Source organism: Actinoplanes sp. NPDC021490 (genome assembly GCF_055562135.1).
The window spans coordinates 91,205-114,627 of the sequence record NZ_JBVHFW010000023.1 but is presented as its reverse complement, the minus strand read 5'-3'; the positions used below and the strand labels follow the sequence as shown (position 1 = coordinate 114,627).

The window sequence follows — 23,423 nt, the reverse complement described above, 5'->3', positions numbered from 1 at the left end:
CGGATTTTCATGCTATTGTTCCGTCGTTGCAGTTTTGATTTCCTAAGACGTTTTCAACGCCTGACGGGCATCTTCGCCCATCAGGTGTTTTTTCGTTTACCGAATGACGGTTTCAAGGTTAATCGACACGGCGACCGAGGTCCGCAAGGTGCGGAGCTCAACAGTCGGCAAGGAGAACGTTTCGTGACTCAGGGAACAGTTAAGTGGTTCAACGGCGACAAGGGCTTCGGCTTCATCACCCCCGATGGTGGCGGCGCTGACGTGTTCGCGCACTTCTCGGCGATCGCGACCTCTGGTTACCGCTCCCTCGACGAGAACCAGCGCGTCGAGTTCGACGTGGCCCAGGGCGCCAAGGGCCCGCAGGCGGAGAACATCCGCCCGCTCTGATCCGAGCTGTCCGGCAACCCGTGCCTGGGTGGCCGGGCTTGGTGGCGGCCGGTCGTCCTGGTCGAGGTCCGCGGTTCGCGCGATCTCCCGGGACGGTCGGCCGTCGCTTTTTGCGCGGTGCCCGCGGTCGGCCGTGCATCCTCGCTGGGCGTCCTCGCCGGGCGCAAGCCGCTCGGCCGCGCGTCCTCGCCGGGCGCAAGCCGCTCGGCGAGGACGGACGATCAGCGGTGCTCGATGCCGGTGAGCAGGTCGGGCGTGCGGCGTTCGTTGGTGGCATCCGCGGCGGCCGCCGACGCCGCGTCAGCCGACGCCTGGGTGGCGTCCGGCGGCACGACGAGAAGGTCGAAACGGTCGTTCCCGAAGTCGGTGACGACGGTGATCAGCCCGGCCGGCTGGGAAGTGAACCAACCGAGCCGCACCACGTGGCCGCCGGCCGCGGCTCGCCGCGGGTGGGGCAGGTCCCACTCGGCGCTGTTCATCATCACGTGCGTGACCTGGCCCCGCAGTCCCGACAGGGCTTCCGCCAGCGCGGGAAGCTCGGCTACCGCGTTGGTCGACCGGGGCCACCAGGCCCCGTCGAGAACGGTCGTCCGGGAGGGATCCGGGTCCAGTTGAAGGCGTGCGGCGTCACCGGGCGCGGGCCGGTCCGCGGACAAGGTGGTCGGTGCCATGAGGGCTACCTCTCGATGGACGACCTCCGCACTGCCGAGGGCGCCGAATGCGCTCGTCGGAGGTCGTGCCGAGGTCGTTGACGAGGACGGTACGCCCTCCGCGGCCGGCGATGCGTACAGTAGGAATCGATGCACGCGGCTGTGCCACCCGGTTCGCGGTCCGCGCCGACATCCCCCCGGCTCTCTCGATTCGTCGCGACCGGCATCACCCCTCTCAGAGAGCAGACAATGACTATCTCCAAGGCAGCCGTGATCTCCGTTCTCCGCGAGCGCGGCCAGCACGCCCGGGCCGATTTCGTCGACCGGGAGCTACCCGAACGCATCGACATCACCCGGCACGGTGGCCTGCTCGCCACTCTCCGGCTCGACCCGGCCGATCTGGCCGAACCGGATGCTCAGGGCACCGGCTCTCCCGGTGAAACCGCGTGATGGAGCCCGACCGGCGGCGTGCCGGCTGACGGGGTCGGCGACCCGTCATCGCAGTCACGTCACCGCGGCCCAGACCACCTTGCCGTCCGGTGTCGCCACCGCGCCCCAGGCGGCGGCGGTCGCGTGCACCAGGCGCAGGCCCCGTCCCCGTTCGCCGAGGGGGCCGGGCGGGGCGGCGAGCCTCAGCTCGTTCACGGCCGGGAACTTGCTGACACAGTCGTGGATCGCCACATAGAGTCGCGCATCGCTGGACGACATCGTGACGATGAAGTCGGTGCGGGCGTGTTCCACCGCGTTGGCGGCCAGCTCCGAGGCGATCAGCCAGGCGTCCTCCAGCAGCTTGGGCCGGTCCCAGTCGCGGCAGGCCCGCGTGACGAGGGTCCGGGCGGCTTTGATCGAGGCCGGCCGGGGTTCCAGCCGGGCCTGCAGACGATCGGTACGCGATCTCCGCAAGGCGATGGCCGCGCGCGCGTCCGGCGCGGTGGTGTAGACGCGTGGCTGCGGGCCCTGGAGATACCGCAGGCGCCGGCTCAGCGCGGTCGCGGCCGGCAGGCTGAACGTCACGTGCACCGGCACGGTGCCGAAGCGGGCCTGTCGCCACAACGCCAGCCAGAAGGGCAGGCTCACCCCGTGGGGGTCGCCCAGATCGTGCAGGGCGACGATGACGGCCGTCGGTGGCCCGGCCAGACACATCCGCAGGGCGGCGGAGACCTGTTCGCCCAGTTGCGTCGACCACCGGCCGCGCACCGCCATCTCGACCACCGTCATGCCGGCGTCACCGGTCACGACCACTCGCGGACTGAGACCCCCGGCGGCGGTGGTGAACAGGTACGGAGGCCGGCCCGGCGGCTTGTCCGCCCCGGTCATAGTGCGACGGCGGCCCGGCCGCCGGGCCGCATCGTGGACAGTCTTTCCAGGTGCCGGTTGACGACGGCCACAGCTGCTCCCCAAACTTCGTTGCCGCACTTCGTGCGCTACCGGGGACTAGGGCAGCAGGCCGGGAACAAGTCTCCCGGTCCGGCAACGCTATCTCACCGGGTCCGATGCCCGGCATCGACGCTTGTGGTCCCGAGATGGATACAGTCAGACGGTGGCGGTTCTGCTGCGCGACCCATCGCACCGGCCGCGACGGCGGCTGCCGCCCGCCGCGACCGTCACTCCCACCGCCGGATGCTCGCGGCGCGGTAGGCTGCTGACGGATCTGCTGCCCTGCCCTCGGCGGCACCCCGGCGGAAGGGTGCCGCGATGCGATGCAGGCTCGACCGGGCCACTCCCGGCGGTGGACCCGATGGATGATCCGGCCCCGATCGTTCGTCGCCTGGTCGCCGCTTCCACCCGGCCCGGGATGGCCACCGGTGACTTCCTGAGCGACATGTGCCGTACGGCTGCCCAGGCGCTGTCGGCCTCGGGCGCAGGCATCAGCGTGATGACCGGCGACGGCACCCGCGGGGTCAGCGCCGCATCCGATGAGCTGAGCGAGCGCGTCGAGGAACTGCAGTTCGTCATGGGCGAGGGGCCCTGCATCGACGCGTTCAGCACACGCCGGCCGGTCCTGATCGCCGACCTCGGGGGCAGCGCGGTGCACCGCCGGTGGCCCACTTACACCTCGGCGGCCATGTCGGACGGTGTCCGGGCGGTGTTCGCGTTCCCGTTGCAGGTCGGCGCGGCCCGCCTCGGCATCCTCGACGTGCTGCGGCAACGGGCCGGCCCGCTGACCGAGGAGGAGCTTCCGCTGGCCCTGACCTTCGCCGACGTGATCGTGGAGCGGCTGCTCGACCGGCAGCGCGACGCCGGGGACAGCACCGGGCCGCCCGGCAGCGAGGCCGTCGACGTCGGTCACCGTGCGCAACTGTTCCAGGCCCAGGGCATGGTCATGGTCCAGTTGGGCATCAGCCTCGTTGAGGCGCTGTCCCGGATGCGGGCCTACGCGTACGCGGAAAATCGCTCTCTCGACGCGGTGGCGCGTGACGTCGTCGGCCGCCGTCTGCGTCTCGGCAAGGACTGACTGCTCATGACCAATCGCGACATCGCACGGCAAGCCCGGAGGCAGGCATGACCACCGTATCCGCGGAGCGACTCGCGGCGATCTTCGTCGAGGCGGCCGACACTCTCGTCGACGACTTCGACCTCATCGAATTCCTGCACCTGCTGACCGAACGGGCCACCAGCCTGGTCGGCGCGGCCGCCACCGGGCTGGTCATGGCCGACCCGCGCGGGCGTCTGGAGTTCATGGCCGCTTCCGACCAGAACGCCAAACTGCTTGAGCTGTTCCAGCTGCAGAACGAGGAAGGCCCCTGCCTGGAGGCGTTCCTCAGCGGGCAGGCGGTCATCAACATCGACCTCGCCGCGGCCGCTGAACGCTGGCCCCGTTTCGCCCCCCGCGCGCTCTCGGCCGGCTATCAATCGGTGCACGCCTTCCCGATGAGGGTGCGCGAGCGGGTGATCGGCGCGCTCAATGTCTTCGGCGGCACCAGAGGGGGAAACTTCACCGGCTCCGACGTGCCGATCATGCAGGCTCTCACCGACATCGCGGCGATCGGGCTCCTGCAGGAACGCACGATCCGCCAGAGCGAGATCCTGACCGAGCAGCTGCAGGGCGCGCTGAACAGCCGGATCATCATCGAGCAGGCCAAAGGCGCGGTCGCCCAGGCCTGCGGCATCTCCGTCGACGAGGCGTTCGTCGCCATCCGCCGGTTCGTCCGCGATCACAGCCGCAAATTGACCGATGTCGCGCATGCCATCACGGAGGAACCCGGCCTGGCCGCGCGGATCCTCTCCCGCTGATCGGCGACTCGGCGGACGAGCCGTCACCGGTCGTGAGGTGACGCCCAGACCATCTTGCCGCCGGCCGTCGGAATCGATCCCCAGCTCGCCGCCAGGGCCTGCACCAGGCGCAGGCCACTGACCGGCGGGACGCCGCGCTCGGTGGTGTGCATCTGCGGCAGACGGGGATCCGCGTCCGCGACGATCATCTGCAGGCGCCGGCCCTGCCGCAGTACCGTGACGCGGATGTCCGTGCCGGCGTGCTGGACAGCGTTGGCCACCAGCTCGTTCACGATCAGACGGCTGTTGAAGAGCAGGCGTGGCAGGTCCCATGTCCAGCAGGCGCGCTCGATCAGGCGCCGGGCCCGGCTGGGCGCGTGCGCCATGGCGGGCGTGTGCAGCACCAGCCGGTCGGCCGCCGGGATCAGGTTGTTGAGGGCCGTCCGGGCCTGGCGCGGTCTCGCGAAGACCGGCAGCTGCCGCCGGATACCGGCCTCCTGCAGCCGATGGGCGAGAGCCATCTCAGCGGGCGCGCAGACGGCCACCAGCACCGGCGGGCCGACGGCCGCGCCCACCTCGCGGACTCGCGCCCAGGCGGGCAGGCTGAGCGCATCGGGGTCGTCCAGACCGGCGAGGTCGATGAGGAGCCCGGCTGGATGCGCGGCGAGGCATTGCTGCAGGACGGCGAAGGTCTCGACCCGCAACGCCACACTCCACCGGCCGCGGACGGCCAGGACGAGAACGGCGCCGTCCTCGGCACTGTCGACGGTGATCCCGGCCCGCACGGCCGCAAAATACGGAGGCTGCTCGATCACGATGCTCCCTCGACAGGACACCTTGCAGTGCGCCACCGAGGTCTGGGGCAGCTGGGGATCGTAGGGCGCTCCCGTGCAGGCAGCACCACGGCCGACTATAGGGCAACGTGCGACAATGCGGCACTACGGTCATCCGGGTGGTGTCCCCGGTGCTGTTCACGACTCGTCCCACCTCCCCCACCTCACCACGTCGCCCTGACAGCGCGCCGGTCATTGCCTGCCCGCTCGTCTCCGACGCGACCGGTGGGAGATCAACCGCTGCGGGCCGACGACCGAAAGGCACGCACATGACCCTCCGGTACGGATTCCTCAGCACTCACCCGCCCACCCGCTGCGGCCTGGCCGCCTTCAACCTCGCCCTGGCCGCTCAACTGAGCCCGGACGGTCTCCCGGACGGCGTCGTGCGCGTCGCCTCGAACGGCGACGACCTGACGCCCGCACCCGGCGTGGTGCACACCTGGACGGCGGCGACCCCGGCCGGCTGGCGCGACGCCGCCCAGGTGCTCAGCACCTTCGACGTCGCCGTCGTCCAGCACGAGTACGGCATCTATCCCGGCCGCGACGGCGGAGAAGTCCTCTCCGTGCTGCGCCGGCTCACCGTGCCGGGCATCGTCGTCCTGCACACCGTGCTGAGCCACCCCACCCCCGGCCAGAAGTCGTTGCTCGAAGAGATCATGGCCGCGGCGGGCGCGGTCGTCACGATCACCAGAGCCGCGTACGACCGGCTGCTGGCCGGCTACACCGTCGACTCCACCAAGGTCTCGGTGATTCCGCACGGCGCCTCGGCTTACACCGGCACAGCGGCATCCCGGCCGGGTGCGCCTCACCTGCTCACCTGGGGCCTGCTGGGTCCGGGCAAGGGTGTCGAGTGGGCGCTGCGCAGTCTCGCGCTGCTGCAGGACCTCGAGCCGGCGCCGGTCTACACGGTCGCCGGCCGCACCCATCCCAAGGTCGTCGAGAGGCACGGCGAGGCGTACCGGTCCGGTCTGCACCAACTCGGCGCCGGGCTGGGCATCGCGCACCGCGTGCGCTACGAGTCGGCCTACCTCGACGATGCGGCGCTCGGGTCGCTCATCCGCTCCGCCGATGTCGTCGTGCTGCCGTACGACTCGACCGAACAGGTCACCTCGGGCGTGCTGGTGGAGGCGGTGGCGGCCCGGATCCCGGTCGTCGCGACCGCGTTCCCGCACGCCGTGGAACTGCTCACCGACGGACCGGGCCTGCTCGTGCCCCACCGGAAGCCGGTCGCCCTGGCCGCGGCGATCCGGAAGATCGTCACCAAGCCCGCGCTCGCCGCCAGTCTCCTCGCCCGCAACAGTCCAGCCGGGCCGGTGCTGGGATGGCCGGCGGTCGCGCAGCGCTATCAAGACCTGGCCGAGACGCTGGTCGCCGGCGCCCGGCCGGTCGCCGTGACCGGGGCACCCTAGCCTGCCCCGAACGCGCCGGTATGTCGTCTATGCGACCCAGGCGGGGATACTGACACCGGTATCCCCGCGGCGGCGTCTTCCCGCGTACGGTCGGTTCGGCGCCCCGCGCCCTGCCCGTGGCCCGGGCAGGCACGAGACGTAGTTTCGTCCGCCTGCCGCAGAGAGGTTCGATCATGTCCAAGGGACAGACGACCAAAGCAAACGTCAAGAAAAAGGGCAAGACGATCAAGGAGAAGCAGGCGGCGAAGCGCGAGAAGCGTGACCAGCAGAACGGCCACGCCTCCAACATCCCATCGACCGGGCACTAGCCCGCTCCCCCACGTCAGCGGCCCGGCCGGACTCGGAGGCGGAAAGAGCGCCGGTCGCGCCGCGGATCAGAACGGGGGCGCGTCTTCGCCCATCAGCGCCACGATGAGGCCGCCCTTGCCGTTCTTGAGGGCCTGGATCACGACCTTGCCGGTGCTGCCGTCGGGCAGTTCCAGCGTGAAGGCCTTCCCGACCGCGTTCTTGCTTATCGCGCGGACGTCGTTGGCGGGCCGGAAATCGCCGGCCCACGGCGGGAATCCGCCCTTGCGGCTGGGCTCGGCGAAGAGGGCGGCTGTGCCAGGAGTCCTGGTGCCGTCCGAGGAGATAAGTGTCGAGGCACTGCGATAGGTAGCCATGTGCCATCACGGTATCCCGGATCGCGTCCGCCCGCGGATCTAAATCTCCGCCATCCGCGAACGCGCCGAGTCTCGTAGGCGCGGCCGTACGCCTTACGCTGCGGCCGGCTCAGGCCCCGTCGCGGAGCCGGCGGTCGAGCAGTGCGGAGAGCTCACCAGCGAGTGTTCCGAGGTTTTCCCCCCGGTAGACGCCGGCCAGCTCGTCCAGCAGCCGGGCCGCGGCCGTGGCCTCGGCCGCCGTCAGCATCAGCGTCCGTTCCGCCGGCCGGTGTCCGGCGTCGAGCGGCTTCCGCAGACGTTCGGTGTACTCGTCGCGGTCGAGGGGGTTGCCGAAGGAATCCCGGGCGGCCGCCGTCGGCCGGGGCGCGGCGCGCCCGGCCACCGGAGCCGAACTGAACGCGGCGTGTCCGGGGCAGTAGTCGGTCTGGCGGCCCGGATCCGACGTCCAGCCGGCGGCATGCTCACGCGCCCAGGACCGAGCGTCCGCGTCGCTGCGCCACGCCTCGATCGGCGGTGGCTCGGACTGGATCGGGCATCCCGCCACATCGCAACTGAGCACGACCCGCCGAAGCGTGCCTCCCCTGGACAAGTGAATGCTCACTGGCGCCCGCTCTCGTGGTCGTCCGACCATGCGGCTCGAGGCATCGTGGCCGACGGATCGGGCACCGCACGAGCGGAATGCTACCGCCGTCCGACGCGAGTAGCGTCATGACATGGCGACTACGGTGTTACGCGTACGGCTGGTCGGCGGCGACCGCATGGACATCACGTACGACGAACCCGGTATCTCCGATGAGGACGAGCTGCTGGACCACGTGATCTCGACCCTGGCCGAGGATTCCGGATCGTTGCGCACCAGACACGGCGAGCGGCTCGTGGTGCTCTACGGCCGCGGCGTCGCGGCGATCGAGGTCGCGCCCCGGGGTGCGGTGATCTGACGGGACCGCGTGCGGTCGATCCCGGTCGGGGTCGCGGAACGGTGATTAGACTGCAAGCCTGTGGCCGGCCCGCCTATCGGGCCGGCGAGCCCGGCGTCAACAGCGGCGTAGGTCCCGGCTCCCTGCCGTGGTGGGGAACCTGCAGAGACCTGCGCACCAGCCCATCGGCGGATCAAGGCTGTTGTGCCCTCTCAAGGGATATCCGGCCGATGGCAGATCTCCAGCCGCTCGATCCGACGTACGCCTTCGCCGAACTCGGGCGGATCAAACTGGCCGACACCGACCTCGAAGGCGTGCTGCACAAGGTCGCGTCGCTCGCCAAACGGACCATCGCGAGCGTGAGCGAGGCGTCGGTGACCCTCCTTCGCGGCGAGAAGGCGCACACCGCGGCGTTCACCGGCGATCTCGCCCGCACCCTGGACGAACGGCAGTACGAGGAAGGCGGCGGTCCGTGCCTCGACGCGGCGGCCGGCGGTTCCGTCCTGTCGGTGCCCGACCTGACTCGGGAGCAACGCTGGCCGCACTACATCCCGGCCGCGCTGGAAGCCGGAGTGCGCAGCTCCCTCTCGGTCGGCCTGCCGGTGCACGAGAACGTCACCGGCGCGCTCAACCTGTACGCCACCGAACTCGACGTGTTCGACCAGGACGCGGTTCTGCTCGCCCGGACGTTCTCCGGCTACGCCGCGGTCGCTCTGGCCAACGCCCACCTCTACGACGCGACGGCCGCCCTGGCCCAGCACATGCAGGCGGCCATGGCCCACCGCTCAGTGATCGAGCAGGCCAAGGGCATCGTCATGGCCCAGCTGCACTGCAGTTCGGACGAAGCCTTCGCCACGCTCAGCAAGAGGTCGCAGGACACCAACCGCAAGCTCCACGACATCGCCGCGACCATGGTCGAGAAGGCTCAACACGGCGAAAGCCGCCGACGGTCATGATCGTCCGCGTTGCTGAACGCTGTCCACCAGGGCCGCCGCGACGTCACGCAGCTTGCGGTTGGTGTCCTGCGACAGTCTGGTCAGGATCTTGAAAGCCTCTTCCGCGTTGCAGTGCCGGCCGCTCATCAGGATGCCCTTGGCCTGCTCGATCACCGCGCGGCTCTGCATGGCCGCCTGCATCTGCTGGGCCAGGGTGATCTTCGTGTCGTACAGGTGGGCGTTGCCCAGCGTCACGGCGGCGTAGCCCGAGAAGGCCTGCGCCAGCTGAACCCCCTCGTCGTCGAAGGCCCCGGTCCGGGTCGAATAGAGGTTCAGCGCACCGGTGACGTTCTCGTACACCGGCAGACCGACCGACAGCGAGCTGCGCACCCCGGCCTCCAAAGCCCGCCCCGCGAAGTCGGGCCAGCGTGACTCGTGGGCCATGTCCGGCAGCGACAGCGTGACCGCGCCGGCCGAGGCCTCCAGGCATGGTCCGTGCCCCTGCCGGTACTGCGTTTCGTCCAGGGTCAGAGCGAGGTCACCGGTGAAGGCGGCGGTCTGCGCACCCCCGCCCCGGACGAGCGTCACGGTCACCTCGGAGGCACCGGGAACCGTACGCTTGGCCAGATCGGCGATTTTGTCCAGAACGCCGTCGAGGTCGGTTTCACTGAGCCTGATCCGCCCGAGCTCGGCGAATGCGTCGGCCGGGTTGACAGGCATGTCGTCGGTCACAGGACTTCCCCTTCGAGTTATGTCGGCTCAGCCAGCAGACCGGTCGCCGCCTGACTCAATGTCCGGCCCGCGTCGGCGGCGCGCACCCGGAGCCTTCGGTAGCCCTGCTCGGCCGTGCAACTCTCCCGGCCGATCAGCACGCCTATCGCCCGCTGGATGATCGCGCGGACGGCGTGGGCCGCGGCGAGCCCGGTGATCAGGTCACGACCGCCGTCGTCCAGCGCCCCGGCCGGCGATCCGGTGTGCGCGCCGTGGCCGGCCTCGATCTCGAAGACGTCCAGCACGGCCTCGGTCAGCGGCGCCATCGCGACATGGTCACGTCCGTACAGGTTCAGCGCGGCAATCGTCGTGCCGCTGCCGGCGAACAGCGGGATGGACAGCGACGCCCGTAACCCCAGGCGAAAAGCCTCGTCGCGGAACCCGGGCCACCGGACAGCGGTCTTGAGATCCGGCACGGCGATCGGCGCGCCCGAGCCGACACTGTCGAGACACGGTCCGGCGTCACTGTCGTACTGGACCTGGTCCACCGCTCGCGCCAGTTCCCCGCTGGCCGCCACCGTCGTATAGCCGTCGTCCCGCAGCGCCGTCACGGAGGCGTAATCAGCCGCGCCGACCTGATCGGCGCTCAGCAACGCGGCGGTGACCAGATACTCCTCCACGCTGCGTGCGTCGTCAGGAGTATCCGCGAGGTCGGCCAGGCAGCGCACCAGAGGACCGGGCTCCCGTGAGGCCGGTGAGCTGGAACGGTACATCGTCATGTCTTCTGTCTTCCTCCATGCGTCCGGCGCGGTCTACCCACGCAGATCAGTTCCATTCCCGGCGCACGCCCTTCGCTTCCTTCTCAAGTGGGATGCTTAGCGGCCAAGGCTGCGGGTAACGTCGTACCGACCTTCAGCAGTGAGGGCACATGTCCCCTCACTCGAGCTGTAGGTGACCAGTGCTCAGCGAACACATGCCCGTCACGGCCAACAGGATTCCGGCGCTGCTCGTCGAGGCCGATCGCATCGACGATCCCCTGACGCGGCGCCTCATCATCGCCGGTGAGCTCGACGCCGCCGGCGGCACGGACCTCCACCGCAGCGTGCTGGATCTACTTCGCCGGCATCAGCCCCGCCAAATCGAGATCGACGCGCGGGGCCTCATCGCGCTCGATGCCGCGGGCATCGCGGCCCTCCTGCTCTGCCGGGGCGACGCCCGCCAGATGGAGTGCCAGCTGACCATCGTCCATCCACATTCCCGTACGCTCCGAGTCCTGCGGGACGCCGGATTGACGGATCGCGCCTAACCGGCGCCATGGCCCCCACGGGCCAGCGCTGACCAGACCACCTTGCCATCGGCCAGGGGCGTCGAACCCCAGGCCGCGGAGACGGCGTCGACCAACCGCAGGCCACGCCCACCGCCGCCGGACGGCCGGACGGTGGCGGGCCGAACCGAGCCATCGAAGACAGCAATACGCATGTGGCACGGTCGCAGCCGGACCTGCATCGTCATGATCGTATGCGCGTGCCGGGCCGCATTGGTCACCAGCTCGCTGGCCACCAGGGCCGCCGGCCCGACCAGGCCGGGCTCGTCCCACCTCAGGCACGCGTCGGTGATCACGTCACGCGCCTGCCGCGCGGCCCCGGCGACCGGCAGCAGATCCTCGGTCACCGGGGGCACGCGCGCCAGCGCCGCCGACCGCGCCGCGGCCACGCTGTCGAACACCAGCTTCGGATCCAGCACGTCAGCACCCAGCAACCGCATCACCTCGCCGCTCGGCGCGCACACCACCACGAGCACATCGGGCCATTGCAGGGCCTCGGCCACGATGCGGGCGTACACGTGCACCGCATAATCGTCGGCTACGGTCAACGCGGCCAGATCGATCAGCACCTCGGCCCGGTGCTGCCGCAGAAACCCGATCGTCGGGCCGTGCAGCAACTCGGCGGACGCCATGGTCAACGTCCCGCTCACCGTCAACGTCGGCAGCCCGCCCTGAATGTCATGACGCCACGTCAAAGTCATGACGCCACTCAATGGATTCTCGGCAGCGGACACAGCTTTTACCTCCGACAAACTTTCTCACCTGCCCCGCCATCACATTCTCTGCGGGCGGGCGGGCGGGCGGGCCGGGCGGGCGGGCGGTCGCCAGGTGCGGCATGACGACTTACCGGCGGCCCGAGCGGACGACGGCGGCCGTCACGCCGGCGGCGACCGCCACGCCGGCCACCATGGCGCGCGCCCGCATCCGCTGCGTCCGGCCCCAGCCGCCCCGGCCCCTCACGGGCGCGGGCCGGACGCCGAACAACGCGCCGTCGGACGGCTCCGACGGCTCTCCCGCCGAGCGAAAATACCACCCACTCAGCCGGGCCGCGGCCCGGCGGGCAGCGTCCGGTGATACCGCGTACGCCGCCGAGAACCCGTGCTGGCTGCCCACTCGGCGCGCCCGGCGCGGCCGGTCGGCCAGCGAGACGATGGCCGCGGCCACCCGCTCGGGCGACACGACCGGCGGGACGGGCCGCAGCGTACGTCCGGTGTAGTTGCCCGATCTCGTCGGCGTCGGCGTGTCGGTGAACGCGGGATAGACACCGCAGACCTCGATCCGCGAATGTGACGCCAGCTCCGCACGCAACGCCTCGGTGAACCCGGCGACCCCGAACTTCGCGGCGCTGTAGCTGGCCGCCCACGGGCTCGGCAGACGGCCACCGATCGACACCACGTTGATGATCACGCCGGTTCCGCCGTGCGCCACGAAGTGCGGCACGATCGCGTGCGCACCGTTGAGCACGCCCAGCAGATCGACGGCGACCAGCTGCCGGTGTGTGGCGATCGGGATGTCCTCGTACGCCCCCCACAGGCTCGTCCCGGCGTTGTTCACCCACACGTCGACCCGCCCGAAGGCGGCCTCCGCCTCGGCGACCACTTGCCGCATCCGGTCGTCGTCGGTGACATCACCCGGAACGGCCAGCGCACGGCCGCCCAGGCTCTCGCACCGGCGCGCCGCCTCGGCCAGCCGATCACCGTCCCGGGCGACGAGCACCACGTTGTCTCCCCGGCGCGCGAACGCCTCCGCCGTGCACAACCCGATGCCACTCGACGCGCCGGTCACCACCACAGTCCGTCGCATACCGCTCCCTCCGACATGTCCGGGCGGGCCGCATTCCCCGCGCGGGCCGGGCGACACCTCGAGCCGGAACGCCCTCCGGCCGGTCACCGGAGCCGCCGGTTCCACCAGCCCGGCCGCCGGCGCGGCCATCCGGCGAAGTGGGCCAGCACGGCGGCCAGGCCGAGGCCGTTCCACAAGCCGAGGGCGAGATCTGCGGAGGCGGGCCGGGTCAGCGCCGCCCGCCATATCGCGCGGGTGCCGACCGCCCACACGGTTGCGGCGGGGATCGGACCGAGTACCGACGCGAACGGCATGCCGACACCGGCGGCAAGCTCATAGGACACGTGCGCGGCCAGTCCCGCGGTCGCCAGCCGGGTCATCGGACGCCTATCGGCGACGCTCCGGTCGCCGGTCACGGCACCGGAGCCGGTGCCGGCGCCACGGGCTGTCGCGAAGCTTTCTTCGAACGCCGGTGCAGCCGTCCTACCAGCGAGGTGACCAGTTCTCCCGGGCGCGGCCGCCGCCCGACCAGGCGAGTGAACGCGCTGTCTTGCAACACCCGGCCCGAATAGCTGCCGCACACCTGCCCGGGCCCGTCCAGCGGGCTGTCGACGTTGCCGGCACCATTGTCCGGCCGGTCGGTGCGTTGCACGCCGACACCCAGGCGGCGAACCGACATCAGTGCGTCAGTGAGCGCAGGCGACAAGCGCTGGCCGAGGAAGGAGCCCGCCGCTGCCCCACCGACCGGGATCTCACGGCGGGGTGCTCGGCCGCGTACACGATGGCGTCAGCGATCTCCGGCGCGTACACCGGCGGTGGCGGCTTGACCATGGCGCCCAGCTTGCTGCGGGCGTGCTCGAAGAACGGCGTGTCGATCGAGGCAGGCAGGATCGTGGTGACCGCGACCGGCAGACCTCCCTGGGCCAGTTCCATCCGTAGACAGTCGTAGAACGCGCGCAGGGCGAACTTGCTGGCCGTGTACGGCCCGTGCAGCGGAACCGCGCGCACGCCCTCCACCGAGGCAACCCCGTTCACCACTCCCCCGCCCGTCCGGCGCAGCGCCGGCAGGACGGCGTGCACTCCGTGCACCTGGCCCAGGAAGTTGACCCGCATCACGCGGTCGAACTCCTCGTCGGTGATGTCCTCGATCCGGCCCCACACACTGACCGCGGCATTGTTCACCCAGGTGTCGATGCGGCCGAAATGCTGCTCCGCGGTATCGGCCAGGGCGCGTACCGCCACCGGGTCGGCGACGTCGGTCGGCACGGCGATCGCCGTGCCACCGTCGACGTGGACCTGCGCGGCCAGCACGTCGAGCACCTCCGCGCTGCGCGCGGCACAGACCACCTTGGCGTCCCGGGAGGCGAAGGCGAAGGCGGCCGCCCGGCCGATTCCGGTGGACGCCCCGGTGATGACGACAACCTGTTCGGACACCGGTTTGGGCATGTCATCGCCTTTCCAGAGGAAGGTTTGCGGGTTGTGTTCCGCCCGGGTTCGTGGCGGCTACCCCTCCGGACCGGCATCTACCTGGGGAGCGGCACGGATCGGCGCTCCGGACCGTCATGCCGGTCGAGTAACAGCCGGTCGGGTGGGTATGCCGCCCCGGCTGAGCCGTCAGCCCTGTCTCTCCATGGAGGTCGAAGATGTCGAAGAAGCCGAACCAGGACGAACTGCGCGCCGCGGCCCGGGAGGCCCGGGAGCACGGCAAATCTCCCAGCGAGGTCGGGGCCACGCAGGGGGCGAGCAAGCAGATCGACCATCACACCCACAGCGAGCGCGAGCACGAGGGCACGCCGCGCGGCGGCAAGTCCTGAAGCGCCGGTCACTCGGAGGGACGCGCATGACAGTCAACCCGGAGGCACTAGGAGATCCGCCGAAGCAGGCGGACGACTACCTGAAGAAGGCGAACGCCGAAGATCCACGCTCCGACCCACGGGCGCCGGCCAACGAGCCCGGCGGTCAGGAGCCGGAGGAGAGTTCCCGGTCCGGCGAACCGGACCCGCTGTAGGCAGGCCGGCGGGCCGGCACAGCCGGCCCGCTCGCGGCCTGCAAGGTCACGTGGTGCCTTTGGCCCGCTCGTTCACGGCGCGGTTGCGTACCCCGGCCCGGACCTGGTCGGCCAGGCTGTCGAAGCCGTCGCAGAGGCGGGCGTTGGCCATGGCGACGGCGGCGTACCCGGCGAACGTCTCGGCCCGGATGATCGCGTCGTCGTCGAAGGCCCGCGGCTGACCGGCGTACACGTTGAACGCGCCACTTACCGACTCGCGCAGCGGCAGTCCGACGGACACCGAGCTGTACACGCCGGCGTCGATGGCGCGGTCCGCCCAGTCCGGCCATCGGCTCTCCCCGGCCATGTCGGCCACCGCCACCGTGATGTTGGCGGCCGCCGCGGCCAGACATGGGCCGTGGCCCTGCCGGTACTGCCATTCGTCGACCTCCATGGCCGGTTGCCCGGTGAAGGCGGCGGTGTGCGCGCCTTCGGGTCCGACCAGGGTGATCGAGACGTCGTCGGCGCCTGGGATGCTGCGCCGGGCCAATTGGGCCACCTTGGCCAGCGCGGCGGCGACGTCCGTCTCCGAGAAGTCGATCCGGCCGAGTTCGGCGTACGCGTCAGTGGGTCTGAATGTCTTCATGTCTGTCATGGGGCGCCCTTCCGGCATGCCGCCGCACCAGGTGCGGGGCGCAGCTTGCGGCCACTTCAGGACCGCGATGGTTCCGGTTCGAGGCCGCGCCGCTGCTTGACGCGGCTCGCTGACGCCAAGCGTCAGCCGCGGGTCGCCTACCCCCGCTCGATGCCGCCGAAACGACGCGACGCATCGACCATGCGGAAATCCCGGTGGTCCGCGTCTCAGCCCGGCGCATGCGGCGACGACCACGCCGTCCGGGCCGCCTCGCGAACCGGGCCGGCCAGCGCCCCGGCGATGACCGCGTAGCCGGCGCTGGACGGGTGGAACCGGTCGGCGCTGAACAGGCCGGGGTCGACCGCGAAGCCCACCGCCGAGGTCATCCCGATGTCGGCCACCCGCGCGCCCTCGGCCAGAGCGACCCGGCTCTGGGCGTCGTGCAGCACCCGGCTGCCGGCCCGCACGATCTCCCGCATCTGCGGCGGCACCCAGGGCACCACGCTGAGGTCGGGCGCGGGCGCGACGACGACCTCGATGCCGGACCCCCGCAGGCGCCGGACAGCGTCGGCGAGCTGAGCGGCGGCCTGTTCCGGCGGCACGAAGCGGGTCAGGTCGTTGGCGCCGATGATGATCACGCCCAGCTGTGGCCGCCAGGCCAGTCCCCGCTCCACCTGGGCCCGCAGGTCGCGGCTCTGGGCACCGGGCACGGCGAAGACCCGGACCTCGTTGGGCATGTCATGGGCGGTCAAATCGGCCGAGAGGCGCTGCGCCACCGTGTCGGCGGCGACAGACGCACCCTGGCCGTAGGCGATCGAATCGCCGAAAATCGCGAACTTGAGCGTCACTTCTGATTCAACTCCCTTCCTCCAGCTCACTTCCCGCTGACGGCAGGATCACGCCGGCCGGACGGGGATAACCGAGCCGGTCGAACTCCCGGCGTTCCAAGTCGCGCCGTGGGACGACGACGATCCCGGCGGTGGTCGGCTCGTAGAACCACGCGCCCGCGTCATCGTGCCTCAGCAGCAGCACGTAGTGACGGGGAACGACGTCGCCGATCAGCACCGGAACCGGGACGCCCCGGTTCGCCTCGGTCAGCGCCTGCCGCAAGACGGCCCGGTCGGCGCCCGGAACCGGCAGCGCCGGCCGCCACCGGTACCGGCGGCCCAACGCGGCCGGGTCCCGGTTCAGCCGCCGGCTGATCCCCCAGGGCGGCGTCCCGGCCATCTGCGGCCACAGCAGATCGGTCTCGTCGTGGATCCGCTGCTCCTCCTCCCGCAACCGTGCCGGGGCTCGTGGCGTCGATCGGGCGCAGGCGGCTCCGCAGCCAGTACGGCGTCCTCACACGACGGAGGACACACCGGCGTTTCCGCATGAGGGGCCATGTGCGGGGTATCCGCCGTGCTTCGAATCGGAGAGGCGGCTCACGGCATGGCGGAGTCCTGGTGGATGCGCTCGACGGCGGCGACCACGTACCCCTCACTCGATGCCGATCTGGACGTCGAGGTGGCGGTGATCGGCGGCGGGATCGCCGGGCTGGCGGCGGCGTGGGAGCTCGCCGAGGCGGGCAGCCGCGTGGTGCTGCTGGAGGCCGGCCGGATCGCTGCCGGGGTCACCGGCCACACCACGGCGAAACTGTCGGTCCTGCACACCGGCATCTATTCGCATGTGCGCGAGTCGTTCGGGCCGCAGTTCGCGCGCTGGTACGCCGAGTCCCAGCGCCAGGCCGTCGAACGGGTGGCCGAGGTGACCGCGCGCCTCGGCATCGACGCTGATCTCGAGCGCGTGCCCGCGTACACCTGGACCGAGACGCCGGACGGCGTGGCGGCGCTCCGGGCCGAGGCCGAGGCGGCCGCCGAGGCCGGGCTTCCGGCCTCGTTCGTCACCACGACCGGTCTGCCGTTCCCGGTCGCCGGTGCGGTCCGGGTCGAGGACCAGGCGCAGTTCCATCCCCGCAAATACCTGCTGGCGCTGGCCGGGGACCTGAGCCGGCGCGGTGGCCGGATCTTCGAGCGGACACGGGTGACCGGGCTCGACGAAGGCCACCCGTGCAGGATCACCACCGAGGGCGGGCACACGGTCCGGGCCCGGCACGTGGTGGTCGCGACCCACTACCCCGTCTTCGACCGGGCGCTGCTGTTTGCCCGGCTCGAGGCGCGCCGCGAACTGGTGGTGGCGGCCGCGATCGACGCCGGCCGCGACCCGGGCGGCGTCTACCTCACCCCGGAGAGCAACACCCGCTCGGTCCGTACGGCTCCCTACCGCGACGGGCAGCGTCTGCTGATCGTCACCGGCGAGCACTTCACACCCGGCACCGGCGACGTCGCCGAGCAGTGGGAGCGGCTGGCCGCCTGGACCCGGACACGCTTCCCCGGCGCCGAGATCGCCTTCCGGTGGGCCGCGCAGGACAACACCACCACCGACGGGGTGCCGTTCGTGGGCCCCTTCCATCCCGGCACCGACAACGTGTACGTCGCCACGGGCTTCGGCGGCTGGGGCATGAGCTCCGGCATCATGGCCGGCCGCCTGCTCGCCGCGACGATCACCGGTGACGAGCCGCCCTGGGCCGGTCTCTACGACCCGCGCCGGCTCAGCCTGCTGCGCGAGGCCGGCCCGCTGCTCAAGCTCCAGGCCAAGGTGGCCGGCCACTTCGTCGGCGACCGCCTGCGGCCCGCCGACCCGGTCGACGACATCCCAGCGGGCACCGGCGCCGTGGTCCAGGTGGGCGGCGAGCACTGCGCGGTCTACCGCGACCCGGCCGGCGGCCTGCACACCGTGTCGGCCCGCTGCACCCACTTGAACTGTCTCGTACGGTTCAACGACGCCGAGACGGCCTGGGAGTGCCCCTGCCACGGTTCCCGGTTCGCCGTCGACGGCTCGGTCCTGCAGGGCCCGGCCAACCGGCCGCTGCCACCGCGGGATCCGTTTTAGACCGGCTGTTCTTCGGTCAACCACACTGAAGCCCGCCGTACGATCTCGTCCGGCACCTCGTGACCACCGGGGAACTCCTCGTAGGTCACGTCATACCCGGATCCGCGCAACCGCGGCACCAGGCGCCGGCTGCACCGGTCGATCGGCAGCACCCGGTCGCCGTCGCCGTGCGAGACGAACACCCGGGGCGAGCCGTGCGTCACCATCGGGGCCGCGAAGCCGGGCGAGAACGCCACGACGCTGTCGAACAGGTCGCCGTTGGCGAGCCCGAGCGTCAGCGCGTACGAGGCCCCGTCGGAGAAGCCCCCGATGCTCATCCGGTCGACCCGATAGCCGCCGAGCACCTCGGACAGCACCCGGTCGAGCCGCCGGACGTCCGGGCCGAACCCGGAGGACACCACGTCCCAGCTCGCCCCGGCCGACTTGGGCGCGACCAGCAGCAGCCGTCGGCTCTGCGCGACCGGAAGCATCAGCTCCAGGCCCTGGCGCGCCGACCCGCCGGCGCCGTGCAGCAGAACAACGAGCCGGTACGGCCCCGCGCCCGCCGGCTCGGGCACGTACGTCAGGGCCAGCAGCCCGCCGTCGAGGTCGGCGATCGACGCCGGCCCGATCCGGTCGGCTTGTCGCACCGGATCGCCGAGCCGGACGCTCAGCCGCCCATGCCCGGCGTTCTCCTCGGGCGCGCCGTGCGCGTGCCCCGGTTCCTCGATGTTCGGCATGCGCCCTCCTCGCCGGTGTGCGCGGCCATCCCGGTGAGCCGTCGGCCGGACCTTGAGCAGGCCGACCCCGACCGCGCGGCGGGCCTACCCGCCACAAGGGCCGGCAAACGGTTCGGATCGGCTCACGGCAGGCATGAAACGTTCTCGCGTGGGTAGGCCGACCCGCCCATTTTCCGGGGCCGAATAACCCGGGTTTAACCCACTTTGGCAGGGGCAGCCACGCGAACCGACGGCGCAGCGAGGGCGGCGCCCCCACACGATCGGCTCATCTCATGATCACTTCGTATCCGGTCGCGGCCACGGACCGCGCCGTCACCGACCCGCACCACCTCACCTTTGGCGTGGAAGAGGAGTTCCTGCTGCTGGACCCGGACACCGGCAGCAACGCCCCGGTGGCCGACGAGGTCATCGCCGCGCTGCCTTCCGCCGTACGCCGGCACAGCCGCCTGGAACTGCGGCGCAGCATGGTCGAGATGGTGACCTCCGTCTGCACCGACCCGGGACAGTTGCGCGAGCAGCTCGTCCGCCACCGCCGGCGAGCCGGGGCGGCTGCCGTCACCGCCGGAGCGCGTCTGGTGGCCGTCGGCGCCACCCCGATCGACGAACCGCGGTGCGAGGTGCCGAACAAGCCCCGCTATCGCGACATCGTGCGGCGCTACGGCCCGGTGGCGCTGGACCCGGCCCTTTGCGGCTGCCACGTGCACGTGGGCGTGCCCGACCGGGACCTCGCCGTACGGGTGTGCGACCGGCTCCGTGTGTGGTTGCCGGTCGTGCAGGCGCTGACCGCGAACTCGCCGTTCTCGGCCGGCGCCGACACCGGGCACGCGAGCTGGCGCTCGGTCCAGCTGACCCGGTGGCCCGGGGTCGGTCCGACGCCGTCCTTCGCGTCCGCCGCGGAGTACGACGCCACGGTCGCCGCGCTCATCAGCACCGGCGTAATGATCGACGACGCGATGGTCTACTGGTACGCCCGCCCGTCCGCGTCGTATCCGACGGTGGAGGTGCGCGTCGGTGACGTCTGCCCCAGCGCCGATGACACCGTGCTGGTCGCGGCCCTGATCCGGGCGCTGGTCGCCACCATGATCGACGACGAGCGGGCCGGGGCGCCGGTCGAGAGCATCCGCGACTGCGTGCTCTCGGCCGCGCACTGGCGGGCCGCCCACGAGGGCCTCGACGGCACGCTGGTCGATCTGCGGCTCGGCGGGGTGCTGCGCCCGGCCTGGGAGGTCGTCGACGAACTGGTCGCCACCGTCAGCCCGGCCCTGCTGCGCCACGGCGACATCGAACTGGTCGTGGGGCAACTGGCCCGGCTGCGTCGCGAGGGAACCGGCGCGACACGGCAGCGGCGGATCCACGCCCGTACCGGAGACCTCAACGCTGTCCTGGCCGATCTGGCCCGGCAGACCGTCGACCAGTAATTCACTCCCTGATGGGTGACCGGGTGTCCAGGTCCCAGAAGTGCAGGGCGTTGCCCCGGTCGCCCGACGCCACGATCGTGCGCCCGCCGACCTCGGCGGCGGCCAGGCAGGTGACGGACGCGCGGTGCCCGGTGTACTCGGAGTCCCGGCCGCCGGGTCGCTCCCGCTCGTCCAGACCGACGATCGAGACCACGTCCTCGGCCGCGACCAGCACGACGGCGCCGCCCGCGGAGTGCGCCACGGCTGCGTGCCGGCTCCATCCCCGCTTGTGCCGATGCCGTCTCAGAACCGTGCGCGTAGCGACGTCGATCACCTGCACGTCGGCGGCCTCCTCCGGGTGATAGAGGGTTCCGCTTGCCAAGGCGTCGATTCCCCGTACGAGAACGAGCCGCCCGTCGGCCATCGCGAGTGTCCCCACGTCCGCCGATTCCTCGGGCACCGTCATCGGCCCGGACAACAGCCGGCCGCCGGCCACGTCCCACAGGGTCAGCGCCGGGCCGCCGCCGGAGCCGTCGTCGGCGATGGTCAGGGCGATCAGCCGCCCGTCCAGCACGCCCAGGTCGGCGCGATTCACCGTCGCCCGCGTGCCGGTACGCAGCTCGGCCTGGGGTTCACCGGTCACGGCGTCCCAGGTGCGCAGCACGCCGTCGGCCGTACCGGCTCCGACCACCGTGCGCCCGACCGCGCCGATCCCGCTGATCCTGGTGCCCAGCCGGGCCAGCGGCTCGCTGCGAGCGACGCCGCCGGTGGACTGCCGGCGCAGGACGACACCACTTTCGTCGGCGGTGACGAGGATGTCGCTCCCGGGCCCGGCGAAGGTCAGGTGCGTGACGGCCGCGGCATGGCCGGTCAGCGCCGGGCCGAGCGACCGCCCGGTGGCCGCATCCCAGAGGCGCACGGTCCGGTCGTCGCCGCCCGAGGCGAACACCGGCCTGCCCTCCCACCGGCCGGCGGCGACGGCGCGGACGGCGCCGGTGTGCCCGGTATCGCCGGCTGCGGCGCGCAACCGCCACATGCGCGGCGGCCCGGTCCAGGCGAGGGACACCACGACCGGTTCGCCGTCGCGTTCGGTGACCCGGAGGCCGACGATGTGGTCGCCGTGTCCGCTCCACGGCCCGCCCGCGGAGGTCCCGGTGGCGGCCTCCCAGACCCGTACGGTGTGGTCCCAGCCGCCCGAGACCACGACGGTGCGGCCGTCCGCGACGCCGAAGGCCAGCGCCGTCACGCCCTGGGTGTGTCCGGGCATGGGTGGCACGACGGCGGCGCCGGTGGCCGGGTCGACCACGTGCACCAGCTGGTCCCGGCCGCCGACGGCGAGCACCGGACGGTCGCCGATCCGGCCGGCGGCCATCGTGTGGATCGACTTGGCGGCACCCGAGTACGGCCGGCCCACGGGTTGGCCGGTGGCCGCGTCCCACGAGTGGACGGTGCGGCCGATCGCAACGGCCACCGCCGTACGACCGTCGACCTCGGTGAAGGCCACGTCCTCGGGCCCGAGGCCGCCGGTCTGCTCCAGCGAGATCTCGCAGACCGGCGCGTCGGCATGGGGATCCCAGACACTGACAGCCGCGCCGGCCACCAGGGCGACGACCGTCCGGCCGTCGAGCCGGCCCGCCGCGCGAGCGGTGACCCCGTCGATGGACCGGCGCAGCCGCGCCACCGGGACGCCGGCCGCGACATCCCACCAGCGCATGGGCCGCCCGCTCAGGAGCACGACGGCTCGATCCGCGTCGTCCGTGCCGTCGATGACGCCGCCGACCGGCCCGCCGTAGAACGGGCTGGTGAACTCTTGTCCCGTCGGCACGTCGAACAGGCGCAGATCTCCGTCGGAGCCGCCGACGGCCACGGTGGGACGCCCGTCGATCATGCCGGTCGCTGTCCGCCACACCCCGCCACCGACCAGCGACGTGCGGCGCATCCCGGCCGCCGACCACACCCACAGATCGGTCGCGCTGCCGGAGGTCGTGACCGCGAAGAATCCGTCGTCGAGGCGGCCGAGCACCGGCTCGGTGCCGTCGCCGTCGTATCCGTCGAAACCGTGGGGCCGCACCGGCCGCCCGGCGATCGGGTCCCACAGGGACAGCGAACCGGGCTTGCCGGACCGGCTGACCAGCAGCAGCGGCCGGCCGTCGACCATGGCCAGGCTGATCCCCCGGATGTCGTCGCCGGGCGGCACCGTCGGCAGCCGGACGCCGGCCGTCACATCCCACAGCGAGACCGCGGTGTCGGCGTGGGAGTCGAGGAACGCGACCAGCAGCCGGCCGTCGTGCTCGAGAGCCGTCAGCCGAAAGACGCTCAGCGAAAAGTCGCAGGGCAGCGGATTGCCGGCCGGTTCGCCGGTCAGCACGTCGTGGAGCTGCAGCAATCGGGCCGACTTCTCCGCCATCAGCAACAGGCGGCCCCCGTACGTCAGGAAGTGCCGCCCGCTGACGCGTTCGTGATGCCCGATCAGCGTCCCGGTCGCCACGTCGCGGACGGCCAGGCCGGACCCCGTGGTGGCCACCACCGGCCGTCCGTCGGCCATGGCGAGCGCCAGCGACCTGGTCTGGTTCTTCTCCCGGATCGGCTCGCCGACCGGCCGGCCGGTGACCGCATCGCGGACGACCACGGTGCCGCGTTCCCGGCCCAGCGTCGCCAGGAACCGGCCGGCGCCCAGGGCCAGAGCCTCATGCCGCCCGTAGCGCAACAGCGAACGATCGGGCCGGGCCGTGCCGGTGGCCAGGTCGACGGCCCGGACCAGACCGGATTCGCCGTCCGAGCCGGGCAGTGCCAGCACCGCCCGGCCCGCCACCGTCACCCACGCCGCATCCCGCGCTTCCTCGATGCCGCGCAGCACCAGATGCGGCGCGGCCGCCGAGTCCTCGACCCATCCGGATTCCGCCTGCGGAGCTGCCATGCGCGGCAGCCTACT

Annotated in this window: 30 protein-coding genes; 13 read left to right on the top strand and 17 right to left on the bottom strand. The window is 71.7% G+C overall.

Translation table 11 applies throughout. The annotated features are described in order from the left end of the window. The first annotated feature begins 183 nt into the window (after window positions 1–183). Window positions 184–387, top strand: a complete 204-nt coding sequence (locus ACZ3I4_RS42465) for a cold-shock protein (protein WP_465387872.1) — start codon at window positions 184–186, stop codon at window positions 385–387. A 221-nt stretch (window positions 388–608) separates the two neighbouring features. Here the strand turns inward: ACZ3I4_RS42465 and ACZ3I4_RS42460 are convergent, their stop codons facing one another. Continuing rightward, the gene (locus ACZ3I4_RS42460; RefSeq protein WP_465387809.1) at window positions 609–1,058 is read right to left on the bottom strand and encodes a DUF5994 family protein; all 450 of its coding nucleotides are present in this window, start codon (window positions 1,056–1,058) and stop codon (window positions 609–611) included. 228 nt (window positions 1,059–1,286) lie between these two features. Here ACZ3I4_RS42460 and ACZ3I4_RS42455 point away from each other — a divergent pair, with 228 nt between their 5' ends. Continuing rightward, window positions 1,287–1,487: a hypothetical protein gene (locus ACZ3I4_RS42455; protein ID WP_465387808.1), complete on the top strand. Its 201-nt coding sequence runs from the start codon at window positions 1,287–1,289 to the stop codon at window positions 1,485–1,487. A 54-nt stretch (window positions 1,488–1,541) separates the two neighbouring features. Here the strand turns inward: ACZ3I4_RS42455 and ACZ3I4_RS42450 are convergent, their stop codons facing one another. Continuing rightward, entirely contained in the window at window positions 1,542–2,354 is an 813-nt protein-coding gene (locus tag ACZ3I4_RS42450) for an ATP-binding protein (RefSeq protein ID WP_465387807.1), read from the bottom strand. A 421-nt stretch (window positions 2,355–2,775) separates the two neighbouring features. Between ACZ3I4_RS42450 and ACZ3I4_RS42445 the strand changes: the two genes are divergently transcribed. Then, on the top strand, window positions 2,776–3,492 hold the full coding sequence (locus tag ACZ3I4_RS42445; protein WP_465387806.1) for a GAF and ANTAR domain-containing protein: 717 nt from the start codon (window positions 2,776–2,778) through the stop codon (window positions 3,490–3,492). Window positions 3,493–3,539: 47 nt separating this feature from the next. Continuing rightward, a complete protein-coding gene (locus ACZ3I4_RS42440) occupies window positions 3,540–4,271 on the top strand; it encodes a GAF and ANTAR domain-containing protein (protein WP_465387805.1) in 732 nt (243 codons plus the stop codon). 23 nt (window positions 4,272–4,294) lie between these two features. Here ACZ3I4_RS42440 and ACZ3I4_RS42435 read toward each other — a convergent pair whose 3' ends face one another. Next, window positions 4,295–5,065, bottom strand: a complete 771-nt coding sequence (locus ACZ3I4_RS42435) for an ATP-binding protein (RefSeq protein ID WP_465387804.1) — start codon at window positions 5,063–5,065, stop codon at window positions 4,295–4,297. A 287-nt stretch (window positions 5,066–5,352) separates the two neighbouring features. Here ACZ3I4_RS42435 and ACZ3I4_RS42430 point away from each other — a divergent pair, with 287 nt between their 5' ends. Then, window positions 5,353–6,492 (top strand): glycosyltransferase, encoded by a 1,140-nt coding sequence (locus tag ACZ3I4_RS42430; RefSeq protein ID WP_465387803.1) that lies wholly within the window; start codon window positions 5,353–5,355, stop codon window positions 6,490–6,492. A 173-nt stretch (window positions 6,493–6,665) separates the two neighbouring features. Continuing rightward, on the top strand, window positions 6,666–6,800 hold the full coding sequence (locus tag ACZ3I4_RS42425; protein WP_465387802.1) for a hypothetical protein: 135 nt from the start codon (window positions 6,666–6,668) through the stop codon (window positions 6,798–6,800). A 66-nt stretch (window positions 6,801–6,866) separates the two neighbouring features. Here ACZ3I4_RS42425 and ACZ3I4_RS42420 read toward each other — a convergent pair whose 3' ends face one another. After that, window positions 6,867–7,154, bottom strand: a complete 288-nt coding sequence (locus ACZ3I4_RS42420; protein WP_465387801.1) for a hypothetical protein — start codon at window positions 7,152–7,154, stop codon at window positions 6,867–6,869. Window positions 7,155–7,263: 109 nt separating this feature from the next. Beyond that, complete coding sequence (locus ACZ3I4_RS42415; RefSeq protein ID WP_465387800.1) at window positions 7,264–7,698, bottom strand: hypothetical protein; 435 nt, start codon at window positions 7,696–7,698, stop codon at window positions 7,264–7,266. A 169-nt stretch (window positions 7,699–7,867) separates the two neighbouring features. Between ACZ3I4_RS42415 and ACZ3I4_RS42410 the strand changes: the two genes are divergently transcribed. Continuing rightward, complete coding sequence (locus ACZ3I4_RS42410) at window positions 7,868–8,092, top strand: hypothetical protein (RefSeq protein ID WP_465387799.1); 225 nt, start codon at window positions 7,868–7,870, stop codon at window positions 8,090–8,092. A gap of 209 nt (window positions 8,093–8,301) precedes the next feature. After that, window positions 8,302–9,027 (top strand): ANTAR domain-containing protein, encoded by a 726-nt coding sequence (locus tag ACZ3I4_RS42405; RefSeq protein ID WP_465387798.1) that lies wholly within the window; start codon window positions 8,302–8,304, stop codon window positions 9,025–9,027. On the opposite strand, the gene ACZ3I4_RS42400 is transcribed toward ACZ3I4_RS42405, so the two are convergent. Both ACZ3I4_RS42400 and ACZ3I4_RS42395 read right to left on the bottom strand, forming a co-directional pair. Next, window positions 9,022–9,726, bottom strand: a complete 705-nt coding sequence (locus tag ACZ3I4_RS42400) for an ANTAR domain-containing protein (RefSeq protein ID WP_465387871.1) — start codon at window positions 9,724–9,726, stop codon at window positions 9,022–9,024. The genes ACZ3I4_RS42405 and ACZ3I4_RS42400 overlap by 6 nt on opposite strands. Before the next feature lie 29 nt (window positions 9,727–9,755). Then, window positions 9,756–10,496 (bottom strand): GAF and ANTAR domain-containing protein, encoded by a 741-nt coding sequence (locus tag ACZ3I4_RS42395; RefSeq protein WP_465387797.1) that lies wholly within the window; start codon window positions 10,494–10,496, stop codon window positions 9,756–9,758. Between the two features lie 179 nt (window positions 10,497–10,675). Here ACZ3I4_RS42395 and ACZ3I4_RS42390 point away from each other — a divergent pair, with 179 nt between their 5' ends. Beyond that, window positions 10,676–11,023 carry an STAS domain-containing protein gene (locus ACZ3I4_RS42390; RefSeq protein WP_465387796.1) on the top strand — a complete coding sequence of 116 codons (348 nt, stop codon included), beginning with the start codon at window positions 10,676–10,678 and terminating at the stop codon, window positions 11,021–11,023. Here the strand turns inward: ACZ3I4_RS42390 and ACZ3I4_RS42385 are convergent. From ACZ3I4_RS42385 to ACZ3I4_RS42365, 5 genes are all read right to left on the bottom strand, one after another. After that, on the bottom strand, window positions 11,020–11,742 hold the full coding sequence (locus tag ACZ3I4_RS42385) for a hypothetical protein (RefSeq protein ID WP_465387795.1): 723 nt from the start codon (window positions 11,740–11,742) through the stop codon (window positions 11,020–11,022). The genes ACZ3I4_RS42390 and ACZ3I4_RS42385 overlap by 4 nt on opposite strands. Window positions 11,743–11,884: 142 nt before the next feature. Further along, a complete protein-coding gene (locus ACZ3I4_RS42380; RefSeq protein ID WP_465387794.1) occupies window positions 11,885–12,844 on the bottom strand; it encodes an SDR family NAD(P)-dependent oxidoreductase in 960 nt (319 codons plus the stop codon). An 83-nt stretch (window positions 12,845–12,927) separates the two neighbouring features. Continuing rightward, window positions 12,928–13,203 carry a hypothetical protein gene (locus tag ACZ3I4_RS42375; protein ID WP_465387793.1) on the bottom strand — a complete coding sequence of 92 codons (276 nt, stop codon included), beginning with the start codon at window positions 13,201–13,203 and terminating at the stop codon, window positions 12,928–12,930. Between the two features lie 32 nt (window positions 13,204–13,235). Next, window positions 13,236–13,475, bottom strand: a complete 240-nt coding sequence (locus ACZ3I4_RS42370) for a hypothetical protein (protein WP_465387792.1) — start codon at window positions 13,473–13,475, stop codon at window positions 13,236–13,238. Window positions 13,476–13,501: 26 nt separating this feature from the next. After that, a complete protein-coding gene (locus tag ACZ3I4_RS42365; RefSeq protein ID WP_465387791.1) occupies window positions 13,502–14,269 on the bottom strand; it encodes an SDR family oxidoreductase in 768 nt (255 codons plus the stop codon). A gap of 197 nt (window positions 14,270–14,466) precedes the next feature. Here ACZ3I4_RS42365 and ACZ3I4_RS42360 point away from each other — a divergent pair, with 197 nt between their 5' ends. Beyond that, complete coding sequence (locus ACZ3I4_RS42360) at window positions 14,467–14,637, top strand: hypothetical protein (protein WP_465387790.1); 171 nt, start codon at window positions 14,467–14,469, stop codon at window positions 14,635–14,637. A 26-nt stretch (window positions 14,638–14,663) separates the two neighbouring features. Then, window positions 14,664–14,831: a hypothetical protein gene (locus ACZ3I4_RS42355; RefSeq protein ID WP_465387789.1), complete on the top strand. Its 168-nt coding sequence runs from the start codon at window positions 14,664–14,666 to the stop codon at window positions 14,829–14,831. Between the two features lie 46 nt (window positions 14,832–14,877). Here the strand turns inward: ACZ3I4_RS42355 and ACZ3I4_RS42350 are convergent, their stop codons facing one another. The 3 genes from ACZ3I4_RS42350 to ACZ3I4_RS42340 all read right to left on the bottom strand — a co-directional run bounded on the left by ACZ3I4_RS42350 (window position 14,878) and on the right by ACZ3I4_RS42340 (window position 16,725). After that, window positions 14,878–15,456: a GAF domain-containing protein gene (locus ACZ3I4_RS42350; protein WP_465387788.1), complete on the bottom strand. Its 579-nt coding sequence runs from the start codon at window positions 15,454–15,456 to the stop codon at window positions 14,878–14,880. A 215-nt stretch (window positions 15,457–15,671) separates the two neighbouring features. Next, a complete protein-coding gene (locus ACZ3I4_RS42345) occupies window positions 15,672–16,292 on the bottom strand; it encodes an SGNH/GDSL hydrolase family protein (protein WP_465387787.1) in 621 nt (206 codons plus the stop codon). Between the two features lie 7 nt (window positions 16,293–16,299). Next, window positions 16,300–16,725 carry a hypothetical protein gene (locus ACZ3I4_RS42340; RefSeq protein ID WP_465387786.1) on the bottom strand — a complete coding sequence of 142 codons (426 nt, stop codon included), beginning with the start codon at window positions 16,723–16,725 and terminating at the stop codon, window positions 16,300–16,302. A gap of 120 nt (window positions 16,726–16,845) precedes the next feature. Here ACZ3I4_RS42340 and ACZ3I4_RS42335 point away from each other — a divergent pair, with 120 nt between their 5' ends. Next, window positions 16,846–18,375, top strand: coding sequence for an FAD-dependent oxidoreductase (locus ACZ3I4_RS42335; protein ID WP_465387785.1), 1,530 nt, complete (start codon window positions 16,846–16,848; stop codon window positions 18,373–18,375). Here the strand turns inward: ACZ3I4_RS42335 and ACZ3I4_RS42330 are convergent. Continuing rightward, a complete protein-coding gene (locus ACZ3I4_RS42330; protein ID WP_465387784.1) occupies window positions 18,372–19,094 on the bottom strand; it encodes an alpha/beta hydrolase in 723 nt (240 codons plus the stop codon). The genes ACZ3I4_RS42335 and ACZ3I4_RS42330 overlap by 4 nt on opposite strands. A 272-nt stretch (window positions 19,095–19,366) precedes the next feature. Here ACZ3I4_RS42330 and ACZ3I4_RS42325 point away from each other — a divergent pair, with 272 nt between their 5' ends. Continuing rightward, complete coding sequence (locus ACZ3I4_RS42325) at window positions 19,367–20,512, top strand: carboxylate-amine ligase (RefSeq protein ID WP_465387783.1); 1,146 nt, start codon at window positions 19,367–19,369, stop codon at window positions 20,510–20,512. Window position 20,513: 1 nt separating this feature from the next. Here the strand turns inward: ACZ3I4_RS42325 and ACZ3I4_RS42320 are convergent, their stop codons facing one another. Then, a complete protein-coding gene (locus tag ACZ3I4_RS42320) occupies window positions 20,514–23,408 on the bottom strand; it encodes a WD40 repeat domain-containing protein (protein WP_465387782.1) in 2,895 nt (964 codons plus the stop codon). Window positions 23,409–23,423 lie beyond the last annotated feature (15 nt).

Coding starts and splice junctions, on each gene's coding strand:
- ACZ3I4_RS42460 (WP_465387809.1), bottom strand. CDS start 1,058: ATGGCACCGACCACCTTGTCCGCGGACCGGCCCGCGCCCGGTGACGCC.
- ACZ3I4_RS42455 (WP_465387808.1), top strand. CDS start 1,287: ATGACTATCTCCAAGGCAGCCGTGATCTCCGTTCTCCGCGAGCGCGGC.
- ACZ3I4_RS42450 (WP_465387807.1), bottom strand. CDS start 2,354: ATGACCGGGGCGGACAAGCCGCCGGGCCGGCCTCCGTACCTGTTCACC.
- ACZ3I4_RS42445 (WP_465387806.1), top strand. CDS start 2,776: ATGGATGATCCGGCCCCGATCGTTCGTCGCCTGGTCGCCGCTTCCACC.
- ACZ3I4_RS42440 (WP_465387805.1), top strand. CDS start 3,540: ATGACCACCGTATCCGCGGAGCGACTCGCGGCGATCTTCGTCGAGGCG.
- ACZ3I4_RS42430 (WP_465387803.1), top strand. CDS start 5,353: ATGACCCTCCGGTACGGATTCCTCAGCACTCACCCGCCCACCCGCTGC.
- ACZ3I4_RS42425 (WP_465387802.1), top strand. CDS start 6,666: ATGTCCAAGGGACAGACGACCAAAGCAAACGTCAAGAAAAAGGGCAAG.
- ACZ3I4_RS42420 (WP_465387801.1), bottom strand. CDS start 7,154: ATGGCTACCTATCGCAGTGCCTCGACACTTATCTCCTCGGACGGCACC.
- ACZ3I4_RS42410 (WP_465387799.1), top strand. CDS start 7,868: ATGGCGACTACGGTGTTACGCGTACGGCTGGTCGGCGGCGACCGCATG.
- ACZ3I4_RS42405 (WP_465387798.1), top strand. CDS start 8,302: ATGGCAGATCTCCAGCCGCTCGATCCGACGTACGCCTTCGCCGAACTC.
- ACZ3I4_RS42400 (WP_465387871.1), bottom strand. CDS start 9,726: ATGCCTGTCAACCCGGCCGACGCATTCGCCGAGCTCGGGCGGATCAGG.
- ACZ3I4_RS42395 (WP_465387797.1), bottom strand. CDS start 10,496: ATGACGATGTACCGTTCCAGCTCACCGGCCTCACGGGAGCCCGGTCCT.
- ACZ3I4_RS42385 (WP_465387795.1), bottom strand. CDS start 11,742: ATGACTTTGACGTGGCGTCATGACATTCAGGGCGGGCTGCCGACGTTG.
- ACZ3I4_RS42380 (WP_465387794.1), bottom strand. CDS start 12,844: ATGCGACGGACTGTGGTGGTGACCGGCGCGTCGAGTGGCATCGGGTTG.
- ACZ3I4_RS42375 (WP_465387793.1), bottom strand. CDS start 13,203: ATGACCCGGCTGGCGACCGCGGGACTGGCCGCGCACGTGTCCTATGAG.
- ACZ3I4_RS42365 (WP_465387791.1), bottom strand. CDS start 14,269: ATGCCCAAACCGGTGTCCGAACAGGTTGTCGTCATCACCGGGGCGTCC.
- ACZ3I4_RS42360 (WP_465387790.1), top strand. CDS start 14,467: ATGTCGAAGAAGCCGAACCAGGACGAACTGCGCGCCGCGGCCCGGGAG.
- ACZ3I4_RS42355 (WP_465387789.1), top strand. CDS start 14,664: ATGACAGTCAACCCGGAGGCACTAGGAGATCCGCCGAAGCAGGCGGAC.
- ACZ3I4_RS42350 (WP_465387788.1), bottom strand. CDS start 15,456: ATGAAGACATTCAGACCCACTGACGCGTACGCCGAACTCGGCCGGATC.
- ACZ3I4_RS42330 (WP_465387784.1), bottom strand. CDS start 19,094: ATGCCGAACATCGAGGAACCGGGGCACGCGCACGGCGCGCCCGAGGAG.
- ACZ3I4_RS42325 (WP_465387783.1), top strand. CDS start 19,367: ATGATCACTTCGTATCCGGTCGCGGCCACGGACCGCGCCGTCACCGAC.
- ACZ3I4_RS42320 (WP_465387782.1), bottom strand. CDS start 23,408: ATGGCAGCTCCGCAGGCGGAATCCGGATGGGTCGAGGACTCGGCGGCC.